Source organism: Pedobacter sp. T50_32, from assembly GCF_057652195.1.
In genome coordinates, this window is record NZ_JBYFBY010000001.1 from 263,840 (window position 1) to 283,200 (window position 19,361).

Annotated in this window: 18 protein-coding genes and 1 tRNA gene; 8 read left to right on the forward strand and 11 right to left on the reverse strand. The window is 37.8% G+C overall.

Translation table 11 applies throughout. The annotated features are described in order from the left end of the window. Nucleotides 1-64 precede the first annotated feature (64 nt). The 4 genes from AC23ME_RS01185 to AC23ME_RS01200 all read right to left on the reverse strand — a co-directional run bounded on the left by AC23ME_RS01185 (nucleotide 65) and on the right by AC23ME_RS01200 (nucleotide 4,177). Nucleotides 65-895 carry a MotA/TolQ/ExbB proton channel family protein gene (locus tag AC23ME_RS01185; RefSeq protein ID WP_308851178.1) on the reverse strand — a complete coding sequence of 277 codons (831 nt, stop codon included), beginning with the start codon at nucleotides 893-895 and terminating at the stop codon, nucleotides 65-67. A gap of 269 nt (nucleotides 896-1,164) precedes the next feature. Further along, nucleotides 1,165-2,772: a phosphoenolpyruvate carboxykinase (ATP) gene (pckA, locus tag AC23ME_RS01190; RefSeq protein ID WP_487725917.1), complete on the reverse strand. Its 1,608-nt coding sequence runs from the start codon at nucleotides 2,770-2,772 to the stop codon at nucleotides 1,165-1,167. A 134-nt stretch (nucleotides 2,773-2,906) separates the two neighbouring features. Continuing rightward, on the reverse strand, nucleotides 2,907-3,263 hold the full coding sequence (locus AC23ME_RS01195) for a translation initiation factor (RefSeq protein WP_487725918.1): 357 nt from the start codon (nucleotides 3,261-3,263) through the stop codon (nucleotides 2,907-2,909). Nucleotides 3,264-3,292: 29 nt separating this feature from the next. Further along, a complete protein-coding gene (locus AC23ME_RS01200) occupies nucleotides 3,293-4,177 on the reverse strand; it encodes a diacylglycerol/lipid kinase family protein (RefSeq protein ID WP_487725919.1) in 885 nt (294 codons plus the stop codon). A 224-nt stretch (nucleotides 4,178-4,401) separates the two neighbouring features. Between AC23ME_RS01200 and metK the strand changes: the two genes are divergently transcribed. Further along, nucleotides 4,402-5,688 carry a methionine adenosyltransferase gene (gene metK / locus AC23ME_RS01205; RefSeq protein WP_487725920.1) on the forward strand — a complete coding sequence of 429 codons (1,287 nt, stop codon included), beginning with the start codon at nucleotides 4,402-4,404 and terminating at the stop codon, nucleotides 5,686-5,688. 115 nt (nucleotides 5,689-5,803) lie between these two features. On the opposite strand, the gene AC23ME_RS01210 is transcribed toward metK, so the two are convergent. Beyond that, nucleotides 5,804-6,340, reverse strand: coding sequence for an ExbD/TolR family protein (locus AC23ME_RS01210; protein ID WP_487725921.1), 537 nt, complete (start codon nucleotides 6,338-6,340; stop codon nucleotides 5,804-5,806). Nucleotides 6,341-6,476: 136 nt separating this feature from the next. Beyond that, nucleotides 6,477-7,004, reverse strand: coding sequence for a superoxide dismutase family protein (locus tag AC23ME_RS01215; RefSeq protein WP_487725922.1), 528 nt, complete (start codon nucleotides 7,002-7,004; stop codon nucleotides 6,477-6,479). Nucleotides 7,005-7,168: 164 nt separating this feature from the next. Between AC23ME_RS01215 and AC23ME_RS01220 the strand changes: the two genes are divergently transcribed. Then, the gene (locus tag AC23ME_RS01220; protein WP_487725923.1) at nucleotides 7,169-7,516 is read left to right on the forward strand and encodes a hypothetical protein; all 348 of its coding nucleotides are present in this window, start codon (nucleotides 7,169-7,171) and stop codon (nucleotides 7,514-7,516) included. 81 nt (nucleotides 7,517-7,597) lie between these two features. Next, nucleotides 7,598-8,611, forward strand: coding sequence for a LacI family DNA-binding transcriptional regulator (locus tag AC23ME_RS01225; RefSeq protein ID WP_487725924.1), 1,014 nt, complete (start codon nucleotides 7,598-7,600; stop codon nucleotides 8,609-8,611). Between the two features lie 37 nt (nucleotides 8,612-8,648). Here AC23ME_RS01225 and AC23ME_RS01230 read toward each other — a convergent pair whose 3' ends face one another. Beyond that, on the reverse strand, nucleotides 8,649-9,995 hold the full coding sequence (locus AC23ME_RS01230) for a Gfo/Idh/MocA family protein (RefSeq protein WP_487725925.1): 1,347 nt from the start codon (nucleotides 9,993-9,995) through the stop codon (nucleotides 8,649-8,651). A 138-nt stretch (nucleotides 9,996-10,133) separates the two neighbouring features. Between AC23ME_RS01230 and AC23ME_RS01235 the strand changes: the two genes are divergently transcribed. The 3 genes from AC23ME_RS01235 to AC23ME_RS01245 all read left to right on the forward strand — a co-directional run bounded on the left by AC23ME_RS01235 (nucleotide 10,134) and on the right by AC23ME_RS01245 (nucleotide 12,621). Further along, nucleotides 10,134-10,547: a hypothetical protein gene (locus AC23ME_RS01235; RefSeq protein ID WP_487725926.1), complete on the forward strand. Its 414-nt coding sequence runs from the start codon at nucleotides 10,134-10,136 to the stop codon at nucleotides 10,545-10,547. 155 nt (nucleotides 10,548-10,702) lie between these two features. After that, nucleotides 10,703-11,830, forward strand: a complete 1,128-nt coding sequence (locus tag AC23ME_RS01240; RefSeq protein WP_487725927.1) for an MBL fold metallo-hydrolase — start codon at nucleotides 10,703-10,705, stop codon at nucleotides 11,828-11,830. Then, complete coding sequence (locus tag AC23ME_RS01245) at nucleotides 11,830-12,621, forward strand: helix-turn-helix domain-containing protein (protein ID WP_487725928.1); 792 nt, start codon at nucleotides 11,830-11,832, stop codon at nucleotides 12,619-12,621. Before AC23ME_RS01240 ends, AC23ME_RS01245 begins: the two co-directional genes overlap by 1 nt. 110 nt (nucleotides 12,622-12,731) lie before the next feature. Here AC23ME_RS01245 and AC23ME_RS01250 read toward each other — a convergent pair. The 4 genes from AC23ME_RS01250 to AC23ME_RS01265 all read right to left on the reverse strand — a co-directional run bounded on the left by AC23ME_RS01250 (nucleotide 12,732) and on the right by AC23ME_RS01265 (nucleotide 15,833). Beyond that, nucleotides 12,732-12,805, reverse strand: a tRNA-Asp gene (locus AC23ME_RS01250). Nucleotides 12,806-13,008: 203 nt separating this feature from the next. Next, nucleotides 13,009-14,079 carry a peptide chain release factor 1 gene (gene prfA, locus AC23ME_RS01255; protein ID WP_487725929.1) on the reverse strand — a complete coding sequence of 357 codons (1,071 nt, stop codon included), beginning with the start codon at nucleotides 14,077-14,079 and terminating at the stop codon, nucleotides 13,009-13,011. Nucleotides 14,080-14,286: 207 nt separating this feature from the next. After that, entirely contained in the window at nucleotides 14,287-15,093 is an 807-nt protein-coding gene (locus AC23ME_RS01260) for a hypothetical protein (RefSeq protein ID WP_487725930.1), read from the reverse strand. After that, a complete protein-coding gene (locus AC23ME_RS01265; RefSeq protein ID WP_487725931.1) occupies nucleotides 15,090-15,833 on the reverse strand; it encodes a UDP-2,3-diacylglucosamine diphosphatase in 744 nt (247 codons plus the stop codon). The genes AC23ME_RS01260 and AC23ME_RS01265 overlap by 4 nt, the downstream gene beginning before the upstream one ends. A gap of 110 nt (nucleotides 15,834-15,943) precedes the next feature. Here AC23ME_RS01265 and AC23ME_RS01270 point away from each other — a divergent pair, with 110 nt between their 5' ends. Together AC23ME_RS01270 and AC23ME_RS01275 are read left to right on the forward strand one after the other, a co-directional pair. Further along, on the forward strand, nucleotides 15,944-18,070 hold the full coding sequence (locus AC23ME_RS01270) for a prolyl oligopeptidase family serine peptidase (RefSeq protein WP_487725932.1): 2,127 nt from the start codon (nucleotides 15,944-15,946) through the stop codon (nucleotides 18,068-18,070). A gap of 215 nt (nucleotides 18,071-18,285) precedes the next feature. After that, complete coding sequence (locus AC23ME_RS01275; RefSeq protein WP_487725933.1) at nucleotides 18,286-19,296, forward strand: NAD(P)/FAD-dependent oxidoreductase; 1,011 nt, start codon at nucleotides 18,286-18,288, stop codon at nucleotides 19,294-19,296. Nucleotides 19,297-19,361: the final 65 nt, after the last annotated feature.

Here is a 19,361-nt window from a genome sequence, read left to right on the forward strand (position 1 = left end):
TTTTATTAATGATGTTAATTGTTCCGGTTTTCCATAAAGCCGGGAAAAGATTTTTTAATAATTCTTATTTATGGGTACTAGCGTAAGTTTGAACGATGCTGAATCCAGCTTCATCAATAGCATAAGTTAACTTATCAATTTTAGAAGTAAGGATGTTGTACATGATAATTGCTAATGTAGAAGTACCGATACCAGTAGCTGTACACATTAGGGCCTCAGAGATACCTACCGCTAACGCTGCTTGATCTGGAGCACCAGAGTTTGCCAAACCTGCGAAGGCCTTGATCATACCTGTTACTGTACCTAATAGACCTGTTAATGTACCGATAGATACTAATGTAGCAATTACAGTTAAGTTTTGCTCTAACATTGGCATTTCTAAAGTAGTTGCCTCTTCGATATCTTTTTGGATAGCTAATACTGACTGCTCAACATCTAATCTGTCGTCGCCTTCAACTTCGCTATATTTTTTAAGACCTGATTTAATTACATTAGCTACTGAACCTTGTTGTTTATCACACTCAGCGATAGCAGCAGAAATGTTGTTAGTTTTCAAGAAACCTTGAATTTTAGTAACGAAAGCTTGTAAACTTCCTTTACCAGTTGCTTTACCAATAACGATCATACGCTCTACAGAGAAAACGATTGTCATTAATAATAATCCGATTAAGATTGCCACAATTGGACCACCTTTGTAAGCCATACCTGCATAGTTTCCTTGCTTAGGTAGGTTGTCAACATTGTTATCGATAAAGTTATTTGCATCACCCAAAACGAATTTGAAGATTAAAATACCAATAACGATACAAATAGGAATAACTAGCGTTGCAAATAAGTTAGATGCTGATGAGCTACCCTCTTTTTTAGCTGGTGTAGGTTTTGGTGCGTTTGCCATTTTTTTTTAATTTTTAGTTTTAGTACTTGTTTTTTAAAATTTCTAAATAAATATAAGTTAATACACTCAACGCAGCCTAGGCCGAATTGTTGCGGAAGCAAATTTATAATTTTGATTTAAATTACAAATTAAATATTCATTACACAATTAATTCGTTACTTAAGCTTTTTAAAAAGTGTATAACTAAAAAAGATTGCCGTAGAGGCAATCTTAACGCAATTAAAACTAAAAATTTAATTAAAAGCAAATTTTTGAAAGAAAAAAAAGTGTTACGCTACAATTTCAACGAGTTTTGGCATCCCTTTTTTCATCTCTTCGTCGGCAAAATCTTCGAAATCTTTAAAGTTATCTAAAAATGCCAATGCGAGCTCGTTTGCTTTTAAATCATAAGCTTGTGAACTTTCCCAAGTATTTCTAGGATCTAAAATTTCTGAGGGTACGTTCTCACAAGAGGTAGGCATTGCCAAACCGAATATAGCATGATTAACAAACGCCGCGTTTTCCAAAGATCCGTTCAAAGCAGCAGTAATCATTGCACGGGTGTAGGCAAGTTTCATTCTTTTCCCAACACCGTATGGGCCTCCACTCCAACCGGTATTTACTAACCATACGTTTACCTGGTGTTTTTTCATTTTTTCACCTAGTAATTTTGCATAGGCGGTGGGATGTAGGGGCAGAAAAGCCTTACCAAAGCAAGCTGAGAATGTCAACTGAGGTTCTGTTACACCTGTTTCGGTACCAGCAACTTTGGCAGTATAACCAGAAATGAAGTGGAACATCGCTTGTCCAGCTGTCAACTTTGAAATTGGAGGCAAAACGCCAAAAGCATCTGCAGTTAAAAAGAAAATATTTTTTGGCACCGGCGCTACAGAAGGCTCTAATGCATTTTCTATGTGATGCAATGGATAAGCTACCCTCGTATTTTCTGTTTTATCAATATTTGCAAAATCTACCGAACGTGTACCAGGAAAGTAATTGATGTTCTCTAGCAATGCACCAAACTTAATCGCGTTGTAAATCTGCGGTTCTTTTTCGGCAGTTAGGTCTACGCATTTGGCATAGCAGCCGCCTTCGAAGTTAAAAATTGTGCCCTCACCCCATCCATGCTCATCATCTCCAACCAAAGCTCTATTTGGATCTGCAGAAAGTGTTGTTTTGCCAGTTCCAGACAACCCAAAAAACACAGCAGAATCTCCATCTTTACCTACATTGGCAGAACAGTGCATAGAAAGTGTGTTTCTTTGCTTCGGTAAAACAAAGTTTAAAACCGAGAATATTCCTTTTTTCATTTCACCAGTATAAGCAGTACCTCCTATTAATATTACCTTTTTAGAGAAATTAAGAATAGAAAAGTTTTCTTGCCTCGTACCATCTGTAGCTGGATCGGCTAAGAAAGATGGAATAGCGATAATCGTCCACTCTGGTTGTTTAGGCAGTTCTTCGCCATCCTGATATCTTAAAAAAAGATTATTAGCAAAAATACTTTGAAAAGCATATTCGGTAATTACCCTGATACTTGTGCTGTAGTTTTTATTAGCGCAAGCGTAAGCATCTCTAACATACAGTTCCTTACCATCTATATAGTTAAGTACTTTTTTATAAAGCTGATCGAAGTGTTGCGTACTAATTTTGATATTGACATCGCCCCACCAAACGGTATCGTTGGTCACATCATCGGCAACAATAAATCTGTCTTTAGGCGAACGCCCCTTGAATTTTCCGGTGTCGATAGCAAGTGCTCCCGAATCGGCTAATGTACCTTCTCCGTTTTTGACGGCTTCTTCTACAAGTTCTGGAATGCTGAGCTGATATTTAAACGTCAGCGAGCCCATTCCCAGATAATCTAACTGAGGTTTTTGAACACTATATTTGGTCATATTTTTGGTTTAAATATCCCGCAAAGCTAAAGAGATATTTCCCCAAAAAACAACCATTTTGCTACAATTATTTTACTTATTGTGGCAATTACACTAAGAATTAATTATTTGATTTTCAGTAAATTAACCAGAAATTACCCGCCAGATTTTTTTACTTTATAGCCGTCTTTTTGAAGGAATAAAAACACTTTTTCCTTAAAGTCGCCTTGCAAGATGATCTCTCCGTCTTTAGAAGTACCGCCAACACCGCATTTCGTTTTAAGCGTTTTAGTCAGTTTTTCCAAATCCACATCAGTTCCTACAAAGCCAGTGATTAAAGTTACCGTTTTACCACCACGGTTTTTCCGATCTAACATCACCCTCAAATCTTGTTGGGTATTAGGCAAAGTCTCTTGCTCACTTGTTGACTGATCCTCATACACAAAATCGGGATCTGTTGAGAACATGATACCACTAAAATCGTTGAATGTATTTTTCTTTTGCTTACTCATTGAAAGTTGGAGATTAAAAAGTTGAAACGCTAAGTGGTTAATATCTTTAACGAAGCAGGTACAATCTTTATTTCAAGTTGCTCGCCTAATTGTAGCGGTTCACCGTCTAAATGAACAGCATCGGGAGCTTTTCTTACTATATTAATATGTTTACCTCTGATGATTTTTACCAAACTAGATTGATGAGTTTTAGCGGTAATCATTTGAAAAGCCAAAATTGGCAGCTTCACCAAAGAAATAGGATGTATGATACAAACATCTAAAAATCCATCTGTTAATGACGATTGAGGTGAAATGTATACGTTATTACCATATTGCGATGAATTGGCAATACTGATGGCAAAAGCATCTTTATCGTAAACCTGTCCATCTATCTCTATGTGATAGGGTTGCGCTTTGTAGGTAGTAATTTCCTTAAAACCCAATTCTACATAACTTTTTAACCCGCGTTTCTTATTTCCTGCAAAAACCGAGCTCAAATGTGCATCAAACCCCATTCCTGCCATGTTAAAAAACTTCTTTCCATTCAACTCAGCGGTGTCTATAGTTTGGGTTGTTGCTGTATTAATTAACTCAATAGCTTTTTTTGCCTTTAGGGGGATGTTTAGAAACCTCGCTAATCCGTTGCCAGAACCAAAGGGAACTATAGCCAGTACTTTATCGCTATGCACTAATTTACTGGCCACTTCGTTAATGGTTCCATCGCCTCCAACAGCCACAATAATGTCATAGTTTTTCTTATCAGCTTCTTCAGTAAGCTCTGCTGCGTGACCGACGTATTCGGTAAAAGCATATATGGGAGCAAACTTCTCTTTATCAAGATATTGATCTATTAATGCTGGCAGGTCAGTTTTCTTCTTGCCACCAGAAATAGGGTTAATGATAAAAAGGATATTTGACTTGTTCGACGACATATTTATTAGCGCACAAAATAATTGATAATTTTTGAGTATTAAAATTTATTGTAGTAGTTTTGCGCCGTTAGAGTGGATCGATTTGCTAATCTCGACTAGATCGGGACTGATTGCAACCACGTAAAAAAAAGTGCTAATGTATTTCTACACTTCTGTTTTACAGCCTGTAAAGGGGTCTTTCATTTTAACTTTATTGTTTTGTTTATTTTAATAAAAAACTTAAAATGTCGTACTTATTCACATCAGAATCTGTATCTGAAGGTCACCCAGATAAAATTGCTGACCAAATTTCTGACGCACTAATTGATAACTTTTTAGCTTTCGATCCAGAATCTAAAGTAGCTTGCGAAACTTTGGTAACTACTGGCCAGGTTATTTTAGCTGGCGAGGTAAAATCTAAGACTTATTTAGATGTACAGCAAATTGCTAGAGATGTGATCAAGAAAATTGGTTACACCAAAAGCGAGTACATGTTTGAAGCAAATTCTTGCGGTGTACTATCTGCAATTCACGAGCAATCTCAAGATATTAACCAAGGTGTAGATAGAAGCAGCAAAGAAGAGCAAGGAGCTGGTGACCAAGGAATGATGTTCGGTTACGCAACTAACGAAACTGAGAATTACATGCCATTGGCGCTTGATTTATCTCACGCTTTGTTAAGAGAATTAGCTGTACTAAGAAGAGAAAACGCGGAGATTACTTATTTGCGTCCGGATGCAAAATCTCAAGTAACGTTAGAATATTCTGATGATAACCAACCGCAAAGAATTGATGCAATTGTAATTTCTACACAGCATGATGATTTTGTAAAATCTAAATCTGACTCTAGGGCTGACAAAGATGCTGCAAATGACGAGATGTTGGTTAAAATAAAAAGCGATTTGATCAGCATTTTAATTCCAAGGGTTAAAGCTAAATATCCTCAATACGCTCATTTATTTAATGATGATATCACTTACCACATTAACCCAACTGGTGTTTTTGTAATTGGTGGTCCGCATGGCGATACAGGTTTAACAGGCAGAAAGATTATTGTAGATACTTACGGTGGTAAAGGTGCCCACGGTGGTGGTGCATTTTCTGGAAAAGATCCAAGTAAAGTAGATAGAAGTGCTGCTTATGCTACCCGTCATATCGCTAAAAACTTAGTTGCTGCAGGTTTATGTGACGAAGTTTTAGTACAGGTTTCTTACGCTATTGGTGTTGCAAAACCAACTTCTATTAACGTAGTTACTTATGGTACTTCAAAAGTTAGCTTAACTGATGGAGAAATCAGCAAAAAAGTAGAAAGCATTTTCGATATGCGTCCTTACTTTATTGAGCAACGTTTGAAGTTAAGAAACCCAATTTACAGCGAAACTGCTGCTTACGGACACATGGGCCGCAAGCCAGAAACGGTGAATAAAACTTTTAAATCACCAAATGGTGAAGAAAAAACTGTAAGCGTTGAGTTGTTTACTTGGGAAAAATTAGATTTTGTTGATCAAGTGAAAGCCGCTTTTGGTTTGTAGTTTTTAACCACGTAAAAACATAGATTTTAGCCACAGATACACAGATTAATTCTGTAGATCTGTGGCTGTTTTTTTTATAGGCGGCATGAGCGAACACCTGCGCCAATACCACAGTTTATATCCCTTTGCTTTTCATGAAACCAATCTCTTCGTCTAATAAATATTTATCATCTATTGCGTAGGTATTGATATTATTGACTCTTATTTCATCGATTACATCTACAAAATTTTTATAAACTGATGTGCTGGTTGGTTTCACAATCACATACATCGACTTATCATCACTAGCACTATGGGTTTCTGCAACTCGTTTCTTGTTATCCAATAGTACTTTTTTTATTTCAGCCATACTGATTACCTGCATCGGGCTTTTATCTGCTTCGCCTAAAAAGTATGCCGCTTGGTTATTCTTTCCCAAAAGGATGGTCATAGTTCTGGAAGCTGGCCAAGGTTCTTGCAAGTCTCCATCATCAATGGGAACTGGCTTTGCTATTTCCATTGCACCCATTTTGCTCAAAGATGTGGTAAGCATGAAGAAGGTAATGAGTAGAAATGCCAAATCGACCATTGCAGTTAAGTCCACACCAGGGATTGGTTTTCGTGAGCTTCCCCTTACGGCCTTGCCGCTTTGAGGAACGTTAAGTGTAGCCATCTTTTTTAGTTTAGTTTTTTAAGATGATGATGACTACCACTTGATTTCCATAAGCTACTACAATTTTTAACGAAGTTTATAAGATTAGTAAGTCTAAGCACAAAAAAGGGCGATCAAAATTTGACCGCCCTTTCGTTTACTTTACTGCAGCAATTACACCACAACCAATTCGTGGCCCTGAGTTGCCTGTCGGCTGTGTTTCGTAATCGTCTGTGCCTCCATGTACAATAATTCCTCGGCCAATAATATTTTTCACATCGCCATCTGCTATGCTCCATCTAGCTGTGCTTACAGATATTTTCGCATGGCCCTTGCTATCTAAAGCAATGTTGCCAATGTCTCCAGAGTGATAGGTATCCGAATCCCATTTTCCATGTGGTTCGTTGGTTGGGTTCCAGTGTCCGTGGGTATTTTCTCCCATATTGCCGCAATCGCCGTGCTCGTGGAAATGAACAGCTACAGTGCTGTCTGCTTTTTCTGGCATATTAATTTCTAAATCCATCTTAATTTTACCATCCGACAGTTGAAAAAACTTTGCGGAACCTACAGCCTCGTTGTTTGCTGTTGAGTTTAAGGTAGCATTTGCAACTTCCCTTTCTTTATTTGCACAGCTGCCAAATACGGTTACTGCGCCAAGCATTAGGTATAAAATGTGATGTTTCATGTTCTAAGGTTTAATTAATTGTGATAAAAATTAGAGCTAACTGAATAGCAGACGATAACAGAACAAATTATGTTGGTTTTGGTTTTTTGACAGCTGATTTAGCACAAAAAACCAAAACCATTCTTTTACAGGGTTGTTTTATAGGTGAACAAAAATTAAACGTTATGGAACAGCCAGTTGATATGAATACCCTTAGTCAGATTTTAGAAAAATTAAGAAGCAAGGGAATAGATAATGAGTTAAAGATGACCGATCACGGTAAAATGCAGTCTAAAACTTTGGATAAGATTTATACACCAGAAGACCTCAACATTGTAAAAACATATAGGTTCGAAGGAATGTCTGACCCAGGAGATAACTCTGTGCTATACATGGTAGAAGATAGTGATAAGAATATGGGTTATATTTTGGATTCTTACGGTGCCTATTCAGATAACGATGGTGCAGCGTTTGCAGACTTCCTTAAAAGAATTAACACGATAGATAGAGACGAGCAGGAACTTTTCCGTTAAATGCTATTGGCCTAAAAGAGGCCATCATTAGTTATCCATATACCGGTCAAAATCATATATTTGTTGTACCTACACCATTGTATGAAAAAACCGGTTACTATAAAAGAGATTGCAAGGAAATTGGAATTATCATTCTCAACAGTCTCTAGAGCATTACACGGACATCCTAGCATTAGTATAAAAACTCAGGAACGAGTTAAACAAACCGCCGCTGAAATGGGCTACGAACCTAATCAGACGGCGATTTTTTTTCAAAAGGGCAAGACTTTTACCATTGGTGTTATTTTGCCGGAATTAGCAGAGGCTTTCTTCGCTTCAGCAATTAGTTCGATTGAAGACATCGCCTATAAAAAGAACTACACGGTTTTACTGGCTCAATCGCACGACGATGAAGAGCGTGAAAAACTTTTAGTTGAGAAACTTAAGTCACACCGAATTGACGGTTTGTTGGTATCCGTAGCCAAAAGCACTTCCAATTTTGATCACTTTGAACAGTTAAGGAAGCAAGGTATCCCTGTAGTTTACTTTGATAGAATTCCTCCATTAAAAAACATCCACTCTGTGTCCTGCAATATTGAAACTGGGAGTATTGAGGTTGTGCATTATCTTTTAAAACGAGGACACAGAAATATTGGTTTGATTAATGGCCCAAACTCTTTAGTTGCTAGCGGACAGCGCAAGGAAGGCTATATTAAAGCTTTGCAGAAAAATCGCTTAAAGTTTGATCCATCACTTGTGGTTAACTCCGATTTAACCACCGAAGGTACAACTGCAGCATTGGAAACTTTGTTTAATCATAAACGTAAACCTACTGCTATTGTAACGTTCAATGACTACGTGGCTGCAACTGCTATAAAACATGCGTTAAAATTAGCTGTGAAGGTAAATGAAGAAATTGAATTTGTGAGTTTTGCCAATTCGCCTATCACTGCATATATGCAATATCCTCCACTGGCATCTGTTGAACAGTTTCCGTCTGTACAGGGACAAAGAGCTATTGAAACCTTACTCGATATCATCAAAAATGACGATGAAGAACAGGCCTTTTACAAGATTGTGATCGAGTCGGAGTTGATTGAGAACCAAAAAGAATAATAACATGCCCACGGTTTAATTCGTGGGCTAAATAATGCTAATATCCGCTATCGTCTAGCGCAAATGTATTTTTTCTGTTCTTCCACTTACCTTGCGTAAAATCTGGAAATTCTTGAGGTTTATTTCCTTCTTTTAGTGATTTGGTAGATAAAGGGGTAATTACGCTCATAGTAACGGAATCGTAAACGTCTATTGGAGTTTGTTTTTTATCTTTCACTGCAAGAATAAATGCATTGAAAACAAACCAATCCATGCCACCGTGACCTGCACCCGCAGCAGTAGTTTCGTATTTTTTCCAAAGTGGATGGTCGTATTTCTTAAACCATTCTTCGGCTTTATCCCAGCTATGTGGTTTAGATTTTCCTTCAATGTGAACCGACTTATTTACATCCATCCATAAACCATCAGTGCCTTGAATTCTAAAGCCTAATGAGTATGGGCGTGGTAAGTGCGTATCATGCGAAAGCATTACAGTTTCACCATTTGCACAGTTCAATAAAGTAGTGGTTACATCTCCATTTTTGTAACTAATCTTCGCATTTGGATGACCTGGAGATTTTTTCTCTACATAGTCTGCCAATCCGCGGGCTTTAGAACTGAAAGAAACCAAGTTGGTGAAACGATTTCCTCTATTGATATCAACACATTGTATAATTGGCCCTACACCGTGTGTTGGATACAAATCTCCGTCTACATCTATATTAAATTGGGTACGCCATTGCGCTTCACTGATTGCTTTTTCTCCAAACTCTACACCGCCGCCATAGTATTGCTTTCCATCGTTAAATAAAACTTCTCTTAAATCATGCTGGTAACCACCTTCCAAATGCACTAATTCACCAAAAAGACCTTGTCGCACCATATTCAAAGCAGCCATTACATCTCTTCTGTAACATACATTTTCTAGGGTCATGTAAGGCATTCCCGTTTTTTCAGAGGTTCTCACGATATCCCAATGTTCTTTAATTGTTAGACCAGCAATTACTTCGCAACCCACATATTTGCCCGCGTTCATCGAATAAATTGATTGCTCATGGTGAAATTGCCAAGGAGTAGAAATAATAATAGCATCAATATCTTTACGATCTACCATTGCTTTGTAGGCATCCAATGAGCCTGTGTATTCTTTCGCAGCTGTTCTACCGGCTTTAGCTATGGCATTTCTGCAGTTTTTTAAAGCCCATTCTTGCGTATCGCAAACCGCTACAATCTCTACATCATCTCTTAACAATCCTTCTTTGATATGGTTCATACCTCGGGCACCAACACCAATATAACCTAGTCTTACTTTTTTAACATCTTTTGCAAACAATGAGCCACTTGGTAAAATGGTTATTCCGGCAGCAGCTACCGCAGTATTCTTTAGAAAATTTCGTCTTTCCATTACAGTTTTATTCGTGGTTAATCGAATATGATTGGTAAGTTAAATAAAATGCTGCTTGAAAATCAAATTTCATCGAACACTTCTACTGCGCAAACGTTTGATATATTATTTATGAGTATTTGTACATTTACCTTTCGAATGAGCAGCACATCATCAAGAACATACGAAATTGACTACCTTCCACTTCAGGTAAATTTTATGGATAAGGTGGTTAGTATCGACTTCACTCCTTACCACAAAAAAGAACATCTATTAAAGCTATATCGAAGCAGTTCCTATTTAATTGGGCTGATCAAAGTCGATTATCTTAACATTTACAATACTCCGCTAAAGATTAGGAATGCATCTTTTGTAGCAGAAATTTGGGGACACCTCATTGCTTACAAAATATCTCTTTGGTTAAAGAAAAATATCAAAATAGGTTTGGTACAGAAGTTAGCGAAATTTACTGCCTTTAGAAGCGGCATGACTGATTGTGGTGAAGCAAATGTAGATACCAACCGCTGGTTTTGGGATATTTTAGGCTGGATGTTTTTTCAGAAGTACAACTGAGAGTTTTAAAGAACCTCGGCTAATAATCCGTGAACTTTTCAACAAAATAAAATTGAGCTTTTTAACAAAGTGATATTCGATTTTTATATTGACTTTTGTGCTGTAAATTAAAGTCGAGAAAATAAAGAAGGATAATACTCGCTCAAATTGTACTAATGAAGAAAACATTCAAAATATTTAAATACACCATGATCATCTTATTGAGTTTAGCCTTGATATTGGCTATAGCTACCTATTTCTACATGCGCTCGCCTAAATTTGGCCAAGCACCAAGCGGAAAACGTTTGGAACGCCTACAACAATCTCCCAACTACAAAGACGGAAAATTTCAAAATATCAGCTTTACGCCAGATTTAACAAAAGGCTATTCGATGTTAGGCATCATGATGGATATGTTCTTCAAAAATCATCCAAGACGCAAACCTGTAGACAGCCTGCCATCGGTTAAAACAGATCTTTTAAACCTACCTGCAGACTCGAATGTATTAGTTTGGTTTGGGCACTCTTCGTATTTCATGCAAATTGAAGGCAAGCGCTTTTTGGTTGACCCTGTGTTTAGTGGCAATGCTTCGCCTGTACCTGGTACTACCAAAGCTTTTAAAGGCGCAGATATTTACAGCGTAGCTGATTTACCTAAAATAGACTTTTTGGTAATTAGTCATGACCATTACGATCATCTCGATTATGAAACAATTATTGAGCTAAAAGGAAAAGTGGATAAGGTAATTTGTGGTTTGGGTGTTGGCGAACATTTTGAATATTGGGGCTATAAAGCCGACCAGCTCATAGAGAAAGATTGGCATGAAAAAGTTGATTTGGGCAATGGTATGATATTAAATACTGTTCCTGGCAGACATTTCTCTGGTCGTAGCTTTACACGAAACAACACTTTATGGACATCGTATGTTTTGGAAACACCTAATGCTAAAATATTTATTGGAGGCGATAGCGGTTACGATACCCACTTTGCTGAAATTGGCAACAAATTTGGCCCGATAGATTTAGCAATTTTAGAAAATGGTCAGTATAACGTTGCGTGGCAAGCTATTCATACTTTACCTCAGGAAACCGTACAAGCAGCAAAAGACCTCAAAGCAAAACGTTTTTTCCCTGTACATTCGTCTAAGTTTACGCTTGGCATGCACCAGTGGGACGAGCCTTTAAACGAAGTTACTAGAATAAATAATGGCCAAATACCGTTGGTTACGCCAATGATTGGACAAGTAGTAAACCTTAATGACGACCAGCAGGTATTTACACAGTGGTGGAAAGGGGTTAAATAATGGAAGTTAAAGGAATAGAAATCACATCTTGTTATATCGGCCCGGAAATTTCTCCCGAGCACTTTATTCCAGAGCACTTGTTTATGTTTTTAGCCAAGGGCGATATTACCGGATATGATGGTGATAAAAAATTCAACATGAAAAGTGGCGAATACTGTTTGGCAAGGAAGAACCACTTAGCAAGATATACCAAGCAAGAAGACAATGGCGCTTTCGACAAAGTTGTAGTGGTGTTCGAAGAAGATTTCTTGAAGCAGTTTCAGCAGAAACATCAAGTTAAACGAACTGGGAGCATAGCTAAAGGAGCTTTTTACGAACTTGTTAAAACAGAACTCGTACCCAACTTTGTAAGTTCATTAATGCCTTATTACAATGGAGCACATCAAATAGATGGCGCTTTTGAGCAAATTAAAAAAGAAGAACTTTTGTTAATTCTGTTACAGACCAACCCAGATTTGGTGAACATTCTTTTTGATTTCGGCATTCCAGAAAAGATAGATCTGGAAGCTTTTATGAACCATAATTACAAGTTTAATGTAGGCATAGAACGCTTTGCCTATCTTACAGGCCGCAGCCTATCGTCTTTCAAAAGAGATTTCATCAAAATATTTTCGAAAACACCGAACAGATGGTTAGTTAAACGAAGGTTAAAGGAAGCACATTTTCTAATAAATAAAAAACAACAAAAGCCCACAGAAATTTACCTCGATTTAGGGTTTGAGGATTTGTCACATTTTTCTTTCGCTTTTAAGAAGTTGTTTGGTTATGCCCCTACAAGATTGGCGGAGTAAGCAAAAAGGCTAGTTGAATATTCAACTAGCCTTTTTTAATAAATATTAATCTTATCAAATTGCTTTAAAAAGCAAAAATCCTCAATCTTTATCAGATTGAGGATTTTTTGCGGTCCGGACGGGACTCGAACCCGCGACCTCCGCCGTGACAGGGCGGCATTCTAACCAGCTGAACTACCGAACCGTTCGCAACGTTAAACAACCGTTTTCCGTTTTGGTGATGCAAATATAGAGCGAATATTTTATTTATTCAACAATAATTTAAAAATAATTTAACACCACCCAAAAACACCTCATTTACAATTCTTTATTTTTCAAAACCATATAAATCAAAAAGCCCCGAAATCAATTCGGGGCTCTATATAATTTCAAACGAAGCAATCTTAATTAAATCGCTCCCTCTTTCATTTTTTCTGCATTTTCAGCAAATTGTAGCTTCTCAATTAACTCTTGAATATCTCCATCCATAATTGAAGGCAAATTATATAAGGTTAAACCAATACGGTGATCAGTTACACGACCTTGCGGATAATTATAAGTTCTAATCTTGGCAGATCTATCACCTGTAGAAACCATCGTTTTACGTTTTGCGGCAATGTCACCATGTTTTTTCTGCACCTCAATATCGTAAAGCTTACTTCTCAACATCTCCATCGCAATAATACGGTTACCCAATTGCGAGCGCTCCTGCTGACAAACCACCACAAGTCCCGAAGGCTTGTGCGTTAACTGCACCTTAGTTTCTACCTTGTTTACGTTTTGCCCACCAGCACCACCAGAACGCGATGTTTGCAGTTCAATATCCGCTGGGTTCAAGTAAAAGTCAATTTCTTCCGCCTCTGGCAAAACCGCTACAGATGCCGCCGATGTATGTACCCTACCCTGAGTTTCCGTATCTGGCACACGTTGCACACGGTGCACACCACTTTCATACTTCAACGTACCGTAAACATCATCTCCAGTAACTTTTAGCACCACCTCTTTATAACCGCCAGCAGTACCTTCCGTTACGTCAACCGTTTCCACTTTCCAGCCTCTACTTTCGAAATAACGAGTGTACATACGGTACAAATCTCCAGCAAAAAGTGCCGCTTCATCACCACCAGTACCACCACGAATTTCAAAAACAGCGTTTTTAGCATCTTCAGGGTCTTTCGGAATTAGCATCAACCTAATGCGCTCTTCCATTTCCTCCTGCTGTTTCAACAAGCCATCCTGCTCCTCCTTCGCCATTTCCCTCATCTCAGGGTCCTTCTCGTTGTTCAAAATATCTTTGTTCGCCTCAATATTGCTCATTACGTTCTTGTACACCTTGTACTCCTCCACAATCTTGGTCAAGTCTTTATATTCCTTGTTCAACGCAGCAAAACGCTTCATATCCTGTATCACATCCGGATTACTCAACTGCTCTTCTACATCTTCCCAACGCAACTTAATGGCTTCTAATTTATCTAACATATTTTTATAAGAAAATCAATACTATTCTTCCAATTAAAGCAAGTCCCGCTTTTCGTTTTTATTTTTTTTGCAAACTTCTGTCATCCAGAGCCGGTCCCAACTATTCACGAAACTCAGCGCAACACAAAACGACGTTATAGCAAGCAAAAAAGATAATCACTTCAATCGGGTTTATTACACCAAAAACGGTGCAAAAAGCAACACGCTTTAATTATCGGACAGCAAAAATACGGCTTTTTCGGTTAACACTGCAATTAATTTGTTTCCAACTGCTAACTGCTTAATTGGCGCTCCTACAGCAAGTTTGGTTTGCGAACTTTCAAACGAAGTGGGATTGTATTTAATCAACCTATCTCCCTTGGCATAGGCTATAATATTACTCGTGATATTAAAGTCCGACAAACTATCTATTGGCAACTCTCTAATAAAACCACCAAATCTGTCGAACTGCAAAATTCCGTTATTCTTTTGCTGCAGGAAAACGTATTGGTCCGAAGCCACCAATTTCTTGGGGTCTATCACTACATCAAAAAGTTGGTACAAATTTGCAGAGCGAATATCTTCCGTAAAATTACTGCTAAGTTTAATCAGCATATTGGTTGTTCTATCAAAAGTCCAAAGGCTATTGTTATTTGCCGATGCTACCACCGAAACCTGCAAATTACCATCCTTCGCAAACGAATAACTGGTAATTTCATTTAAGTTATTGTTAAGCACCACCACCTGCTGAAAATCTGCATAGAAAAGCACTACACGCAAAGGGTCCGAAACATCCACACTGTGTAATTTACCAAAACGGTTATTACTGTAACGCCAGCGAAGTTTTCCTTTAGCATCATACTTTAACAATTCATCTCTGTCAGAAAGCAAATAGACATTATCTAGGTTATCGGCATAAATGGCTTTGCCAACCGTATCTACTTTTGCAATTTGTTTTAACTGCGCCTTGGCAATACCGCTATTCAGTAGTACCGCAATAAAACAATTCAGCAGTAAAACAATTAGCTTTCTCATTTCTCGAAATACTCTAACCTTAATTCTTTTCCATCAAACACACCGTACGAATTATAGTTTAACCACTCCCCTATATTGATGTAGGTGCTTTGGTCGTTCAATTTCATCTCAATTGGCAAATGTCTATGTCCAAACACAAAATAATCGAAGTGTTGCTTTTGCAACTGCTCTTTAGCGTAAATAGCCAGCCATTCTTTATCCTCTCCTAAAAAAACTTCTTCAGCTTTGCTAGCTGCCCTACTGTGCGACGACCAACCGTTGGCAATACCCATTCCTATTCTTGGCGGTACAATACCAAACAACCACTGACAAACTGGATTTCTAAAGATTTTACGTAAAAACTTGTACTTTTTATCGCCAGGTCCTAAACCATCGCCGTGATGAAGGTAAAATTTCTTTCCGCCTCTCTCAATCAGCAATTCATCGCTTACAATTTGCACGCCCAATTCTTTAATAAAATAGTCTTTTACCCACATATCGTGGTTACCTTTAAAGAAGTAGATTTTAATGCCTTTGTCAGACATTTCGGCCAATTTTCCTTGCAACCTCACAAATCCCTTTGGTACCACATATTTGTATTCGAACCAAAAATCAAATACATCGCCCATTAAAAATAACTCGCTGCAAGTAGGCGTGATAAAGTTTAACCACCTTACAATACGGTCTTCTCGTCGTCTGCTTTCGGTATAATTAGGCGAACCTAAGTGAAAATCTGATGCGAAATATATGTGCTTAGTCATGTAAAGCCAAAGGTAAGCAAAAAGCTGAAACAAAAACTCCGAAGCAACAGCCACCTACGGCTATCTTCTCCATAAGAAAAAACATATATTAGTAAATAAATTTCGTAAACATGAAGAAACAAATTTTATTAGGCTTATTTGCAATAAGTCTGTTTGCTTGTAAAGAAGGCAAAAAACCAGCAGAAAAAATTACCTTAATGAAATATCCAGATACTAAAAAAGACAGTACTACAGACAATTATTTTGGAACTATCATTGCCGATCCTTACCGTTGGCTAGAAAACGACACTTCAGCAGAAACTAAAGTTTGGGTTGATGCGCAAAACAAGGTAACACAAAATTATTTGGAGCAGATACCTTATCGTAACGATATCAAAACCCGCCTTACCGAAATTTGGAATTACCCTAAAGAAAGTGCGCCATTTAAAGTAGGCGAGTATTATTTATTTACTAAAAATGATGGCTTGCAAAATCAAAACATCTGGTTTATTAAAAAAGGTCTGGATGTTACCGAAGAAGTATTTTTAGACCCGAATAAACTTAGTGCAGATGGTACAGCGGCTATCAGCTTTCTAGGTATTTCTAACGATAAAAAATACATTGCCTATTCTGTAGCTCAAGCCGGCTCTGATTGGAGTAATATTTACGTAATGGAAATGGCAACTAAAAAGAAACTTGCCGACGAGTTAAAATGGACAAAATTCTCCGGTGCAGCTTGGAAAGGCGATGGTTTCTATTACAGCAAATTTGATGAGCCTGCAAAAGGAACTGATTTATCTGCCGCCAACAAGTTTCAAAAAATCTACTACCACAAACTGGGCGACGACCAAAAAAATGACCAGTTAATATTCGAAGATAAGACAAATCCGAACCTGTATTTTGGAGCAAGCGTTACCGAAGATGAGCGATTTTTGAGCATCTATGCCAGTGCCGGAACTTCAGGAAATGCCCTTTTCTATCAAGATTTAACTGAGCCAAACGGTAAAATTTCACTGTTAGTTGAAGGCTACGCAAACAACCACAGCATTATTGACAACGATGGCGACAAGCTATTACTGAACACTGATTTGGGCGCAGAAAATAGGCAAGTTGTACTCATCGATCCTAAAAATCCAGACCCAAAATCTTGGCAAACAATTATTCCAGAATCTAAGTTGGCGATGGAAGGCGTTGGCACGGGCGGTGGCTTTTTATGGGCTACCTATTTGAAAGATGCAAGCACAAACATTGCCCAGTTCGATTATAAAGGAAAGAAAATAGGCGATGTTAAACTTCCCGCAATTGGTACGGTTGGTGGCTTTGGCGGCTACAAAGATGACAAAGAATTTTTCTATTCGTTCACTAATTTCACCACACCAGGAACAACTTATCGCTACAACATCGCCAAAGGCGAATCGGAGCTGTACAAAAAATCTCAACTGAAATTCGATACTGAAAACTACGAAACCAAGCAAGTTTTTTATCCTTCAAAAGACGGTACGCAGGTGCCTATGTTCATTGTCCACAAAAAAGGAATTAAATTGGATGGCAACAACCCTGTCTATCTTTATGCTTATGGGGGTTTTCAAGTGAGTTTAACTCCGGCATTTAGTCTTTCGAGAATGTTGTTTTTAGAAAAGGGAGGTATTTATGTACAGCCTAGTCTGCGTGGTGGCAGCGAGTATGGCGAAGCTTGGCATAAAGCAGGAATGTTGGAGAAAAAGCAAAATGTTTTTGATGATTTTATTGCGGCAGCCGAATACCTGATTAATGAAAAATATACTAATTCTTCGAAAATTGCCATATCTGGAGGTTCAAATGGCGGACTTTTGGTTGGCGCTTGTATGACACAACGTCCGGAACTTTTCAAAGTCGCATTGCCTGCCGTAGGCGTTTTAGACATGCTTCGTTACCATAAATTTACTGTTGGCTGGGGCTGGGGTGTAGAATATGGCACCAGCGACAAAAAAGAAGATTTCGACTATCTAATTAAATACTCTCCATTGCATAATATTAAGTCTGATGTTAATTATCCGGCAACATTAATTACTACGGCAGATCATGATGACCGTGTAGTACCTGCACATTCATTTAAGTTTGCGGCTACACTACAAGAGAAATATAAAGGTAACCATCCAATGTTAATTAGAATTGAAACTAAAGCCGGTCATGGAGCTGGAAAGCCCACTGCAAAACTTATAGAAGAGTCTAGTGATATTTGGAGTTTTGTATTCCAAAATTTGGGGATGAATTGGTAGTTATGGCTAGCTCAAAGAACTGTTAACAGCTTTTCTTTGAGCTAAATTTCAGTTTTTTCTTGATTTTTTACAACAAAAAGAAATAACAAATCATTGTAAAAACGCTATATCTATAGATTTACTAGTACTTTTTTGACTTTCTATCTAGAATTCATCTAAATAGCTGCCGTTTTTTAAAACTTAATTTTGTACTTTTGCACAAAATTTTATTTGATATGATCTCTACTGATATAGCTATTATAGGCGCTGGGCCAGTTGGTTTGTTTGCAATTTTTGAAGCGGGTTTACTAAAAATGCGCTGCCATTTAATTGATTATTTGCCACAGGTAGGCGGTCAGCTATCAGAAATATATCCTAAAAAACCAATCTACGATATCCCTGGTTTTCCATCGGTATTGGCTCAAGAACTAGTAGATAACTTAATGGAGCAGGCTAAACCTTTTCATCCGGGTTTTACTTTGGGCGAAAGAATTGAAGGTTTAGAAAAACGAGGCGAGGCTGATTTTGTGTTGACTACCAACATGGGTACCGTAATTGAAGCTAAAGTAATTGTTATTGCTGGCGGATTAGGTTGCTTTGAACCTCGCAAACCTGCTGTTTCTGGTTTGGAGAAATTTGAAAATGGCCGTGGCGTAAATTACATGATTTTAGATCCAGAGAAATACCGTGATCAGAAAATGGTAATTGCTGGTGGTGGCGACTCTGCTTTAGATTGGACAATTTTCTTGGCTGAAGTTTGTAGCGAATTGACTTTGGTACACCGCAGTGAAAGCTTTAGAGGTGCTCCAGATTCAGTTGCAAAAGTGATGGAACTAGCAGAAAAAGGTAAAATCAACTTAATTTTAAATAGCAATTTAAACGCTGTACATGGCGAAGGCAAGTTAGAAACTGTTGAAATTATCCATAACAAAACAATGGAAACTATTTCTGTAGAAGCAGATCATTTAATTCCTTTGTTTGGTTTAAGTCCAAAATTAGGACCTATTGAGCAATGGGGATTAAATATTAGCAAAAGTGCTATTGAGGTGAATGTTGATGATTATTCTACCAACGTACCAGGCGTTTATGCTATCGGTGATATCAACACTTACACCAATAAATTGAAACTGATTTTATGTGGTTTCCACGAAGCCTCTTTAATGAGCCACAGCGCTTATCAATACATGAACCCAGGTGTAAAATATACCATGAAGTACACTACGGTTAATGGTGTAAGCGAGTTTTAAATAACAACGAAGATATAAGGAATAAAAACCGCTTTGTGCCTTCGGTACCGTTGCGGTTAATGATA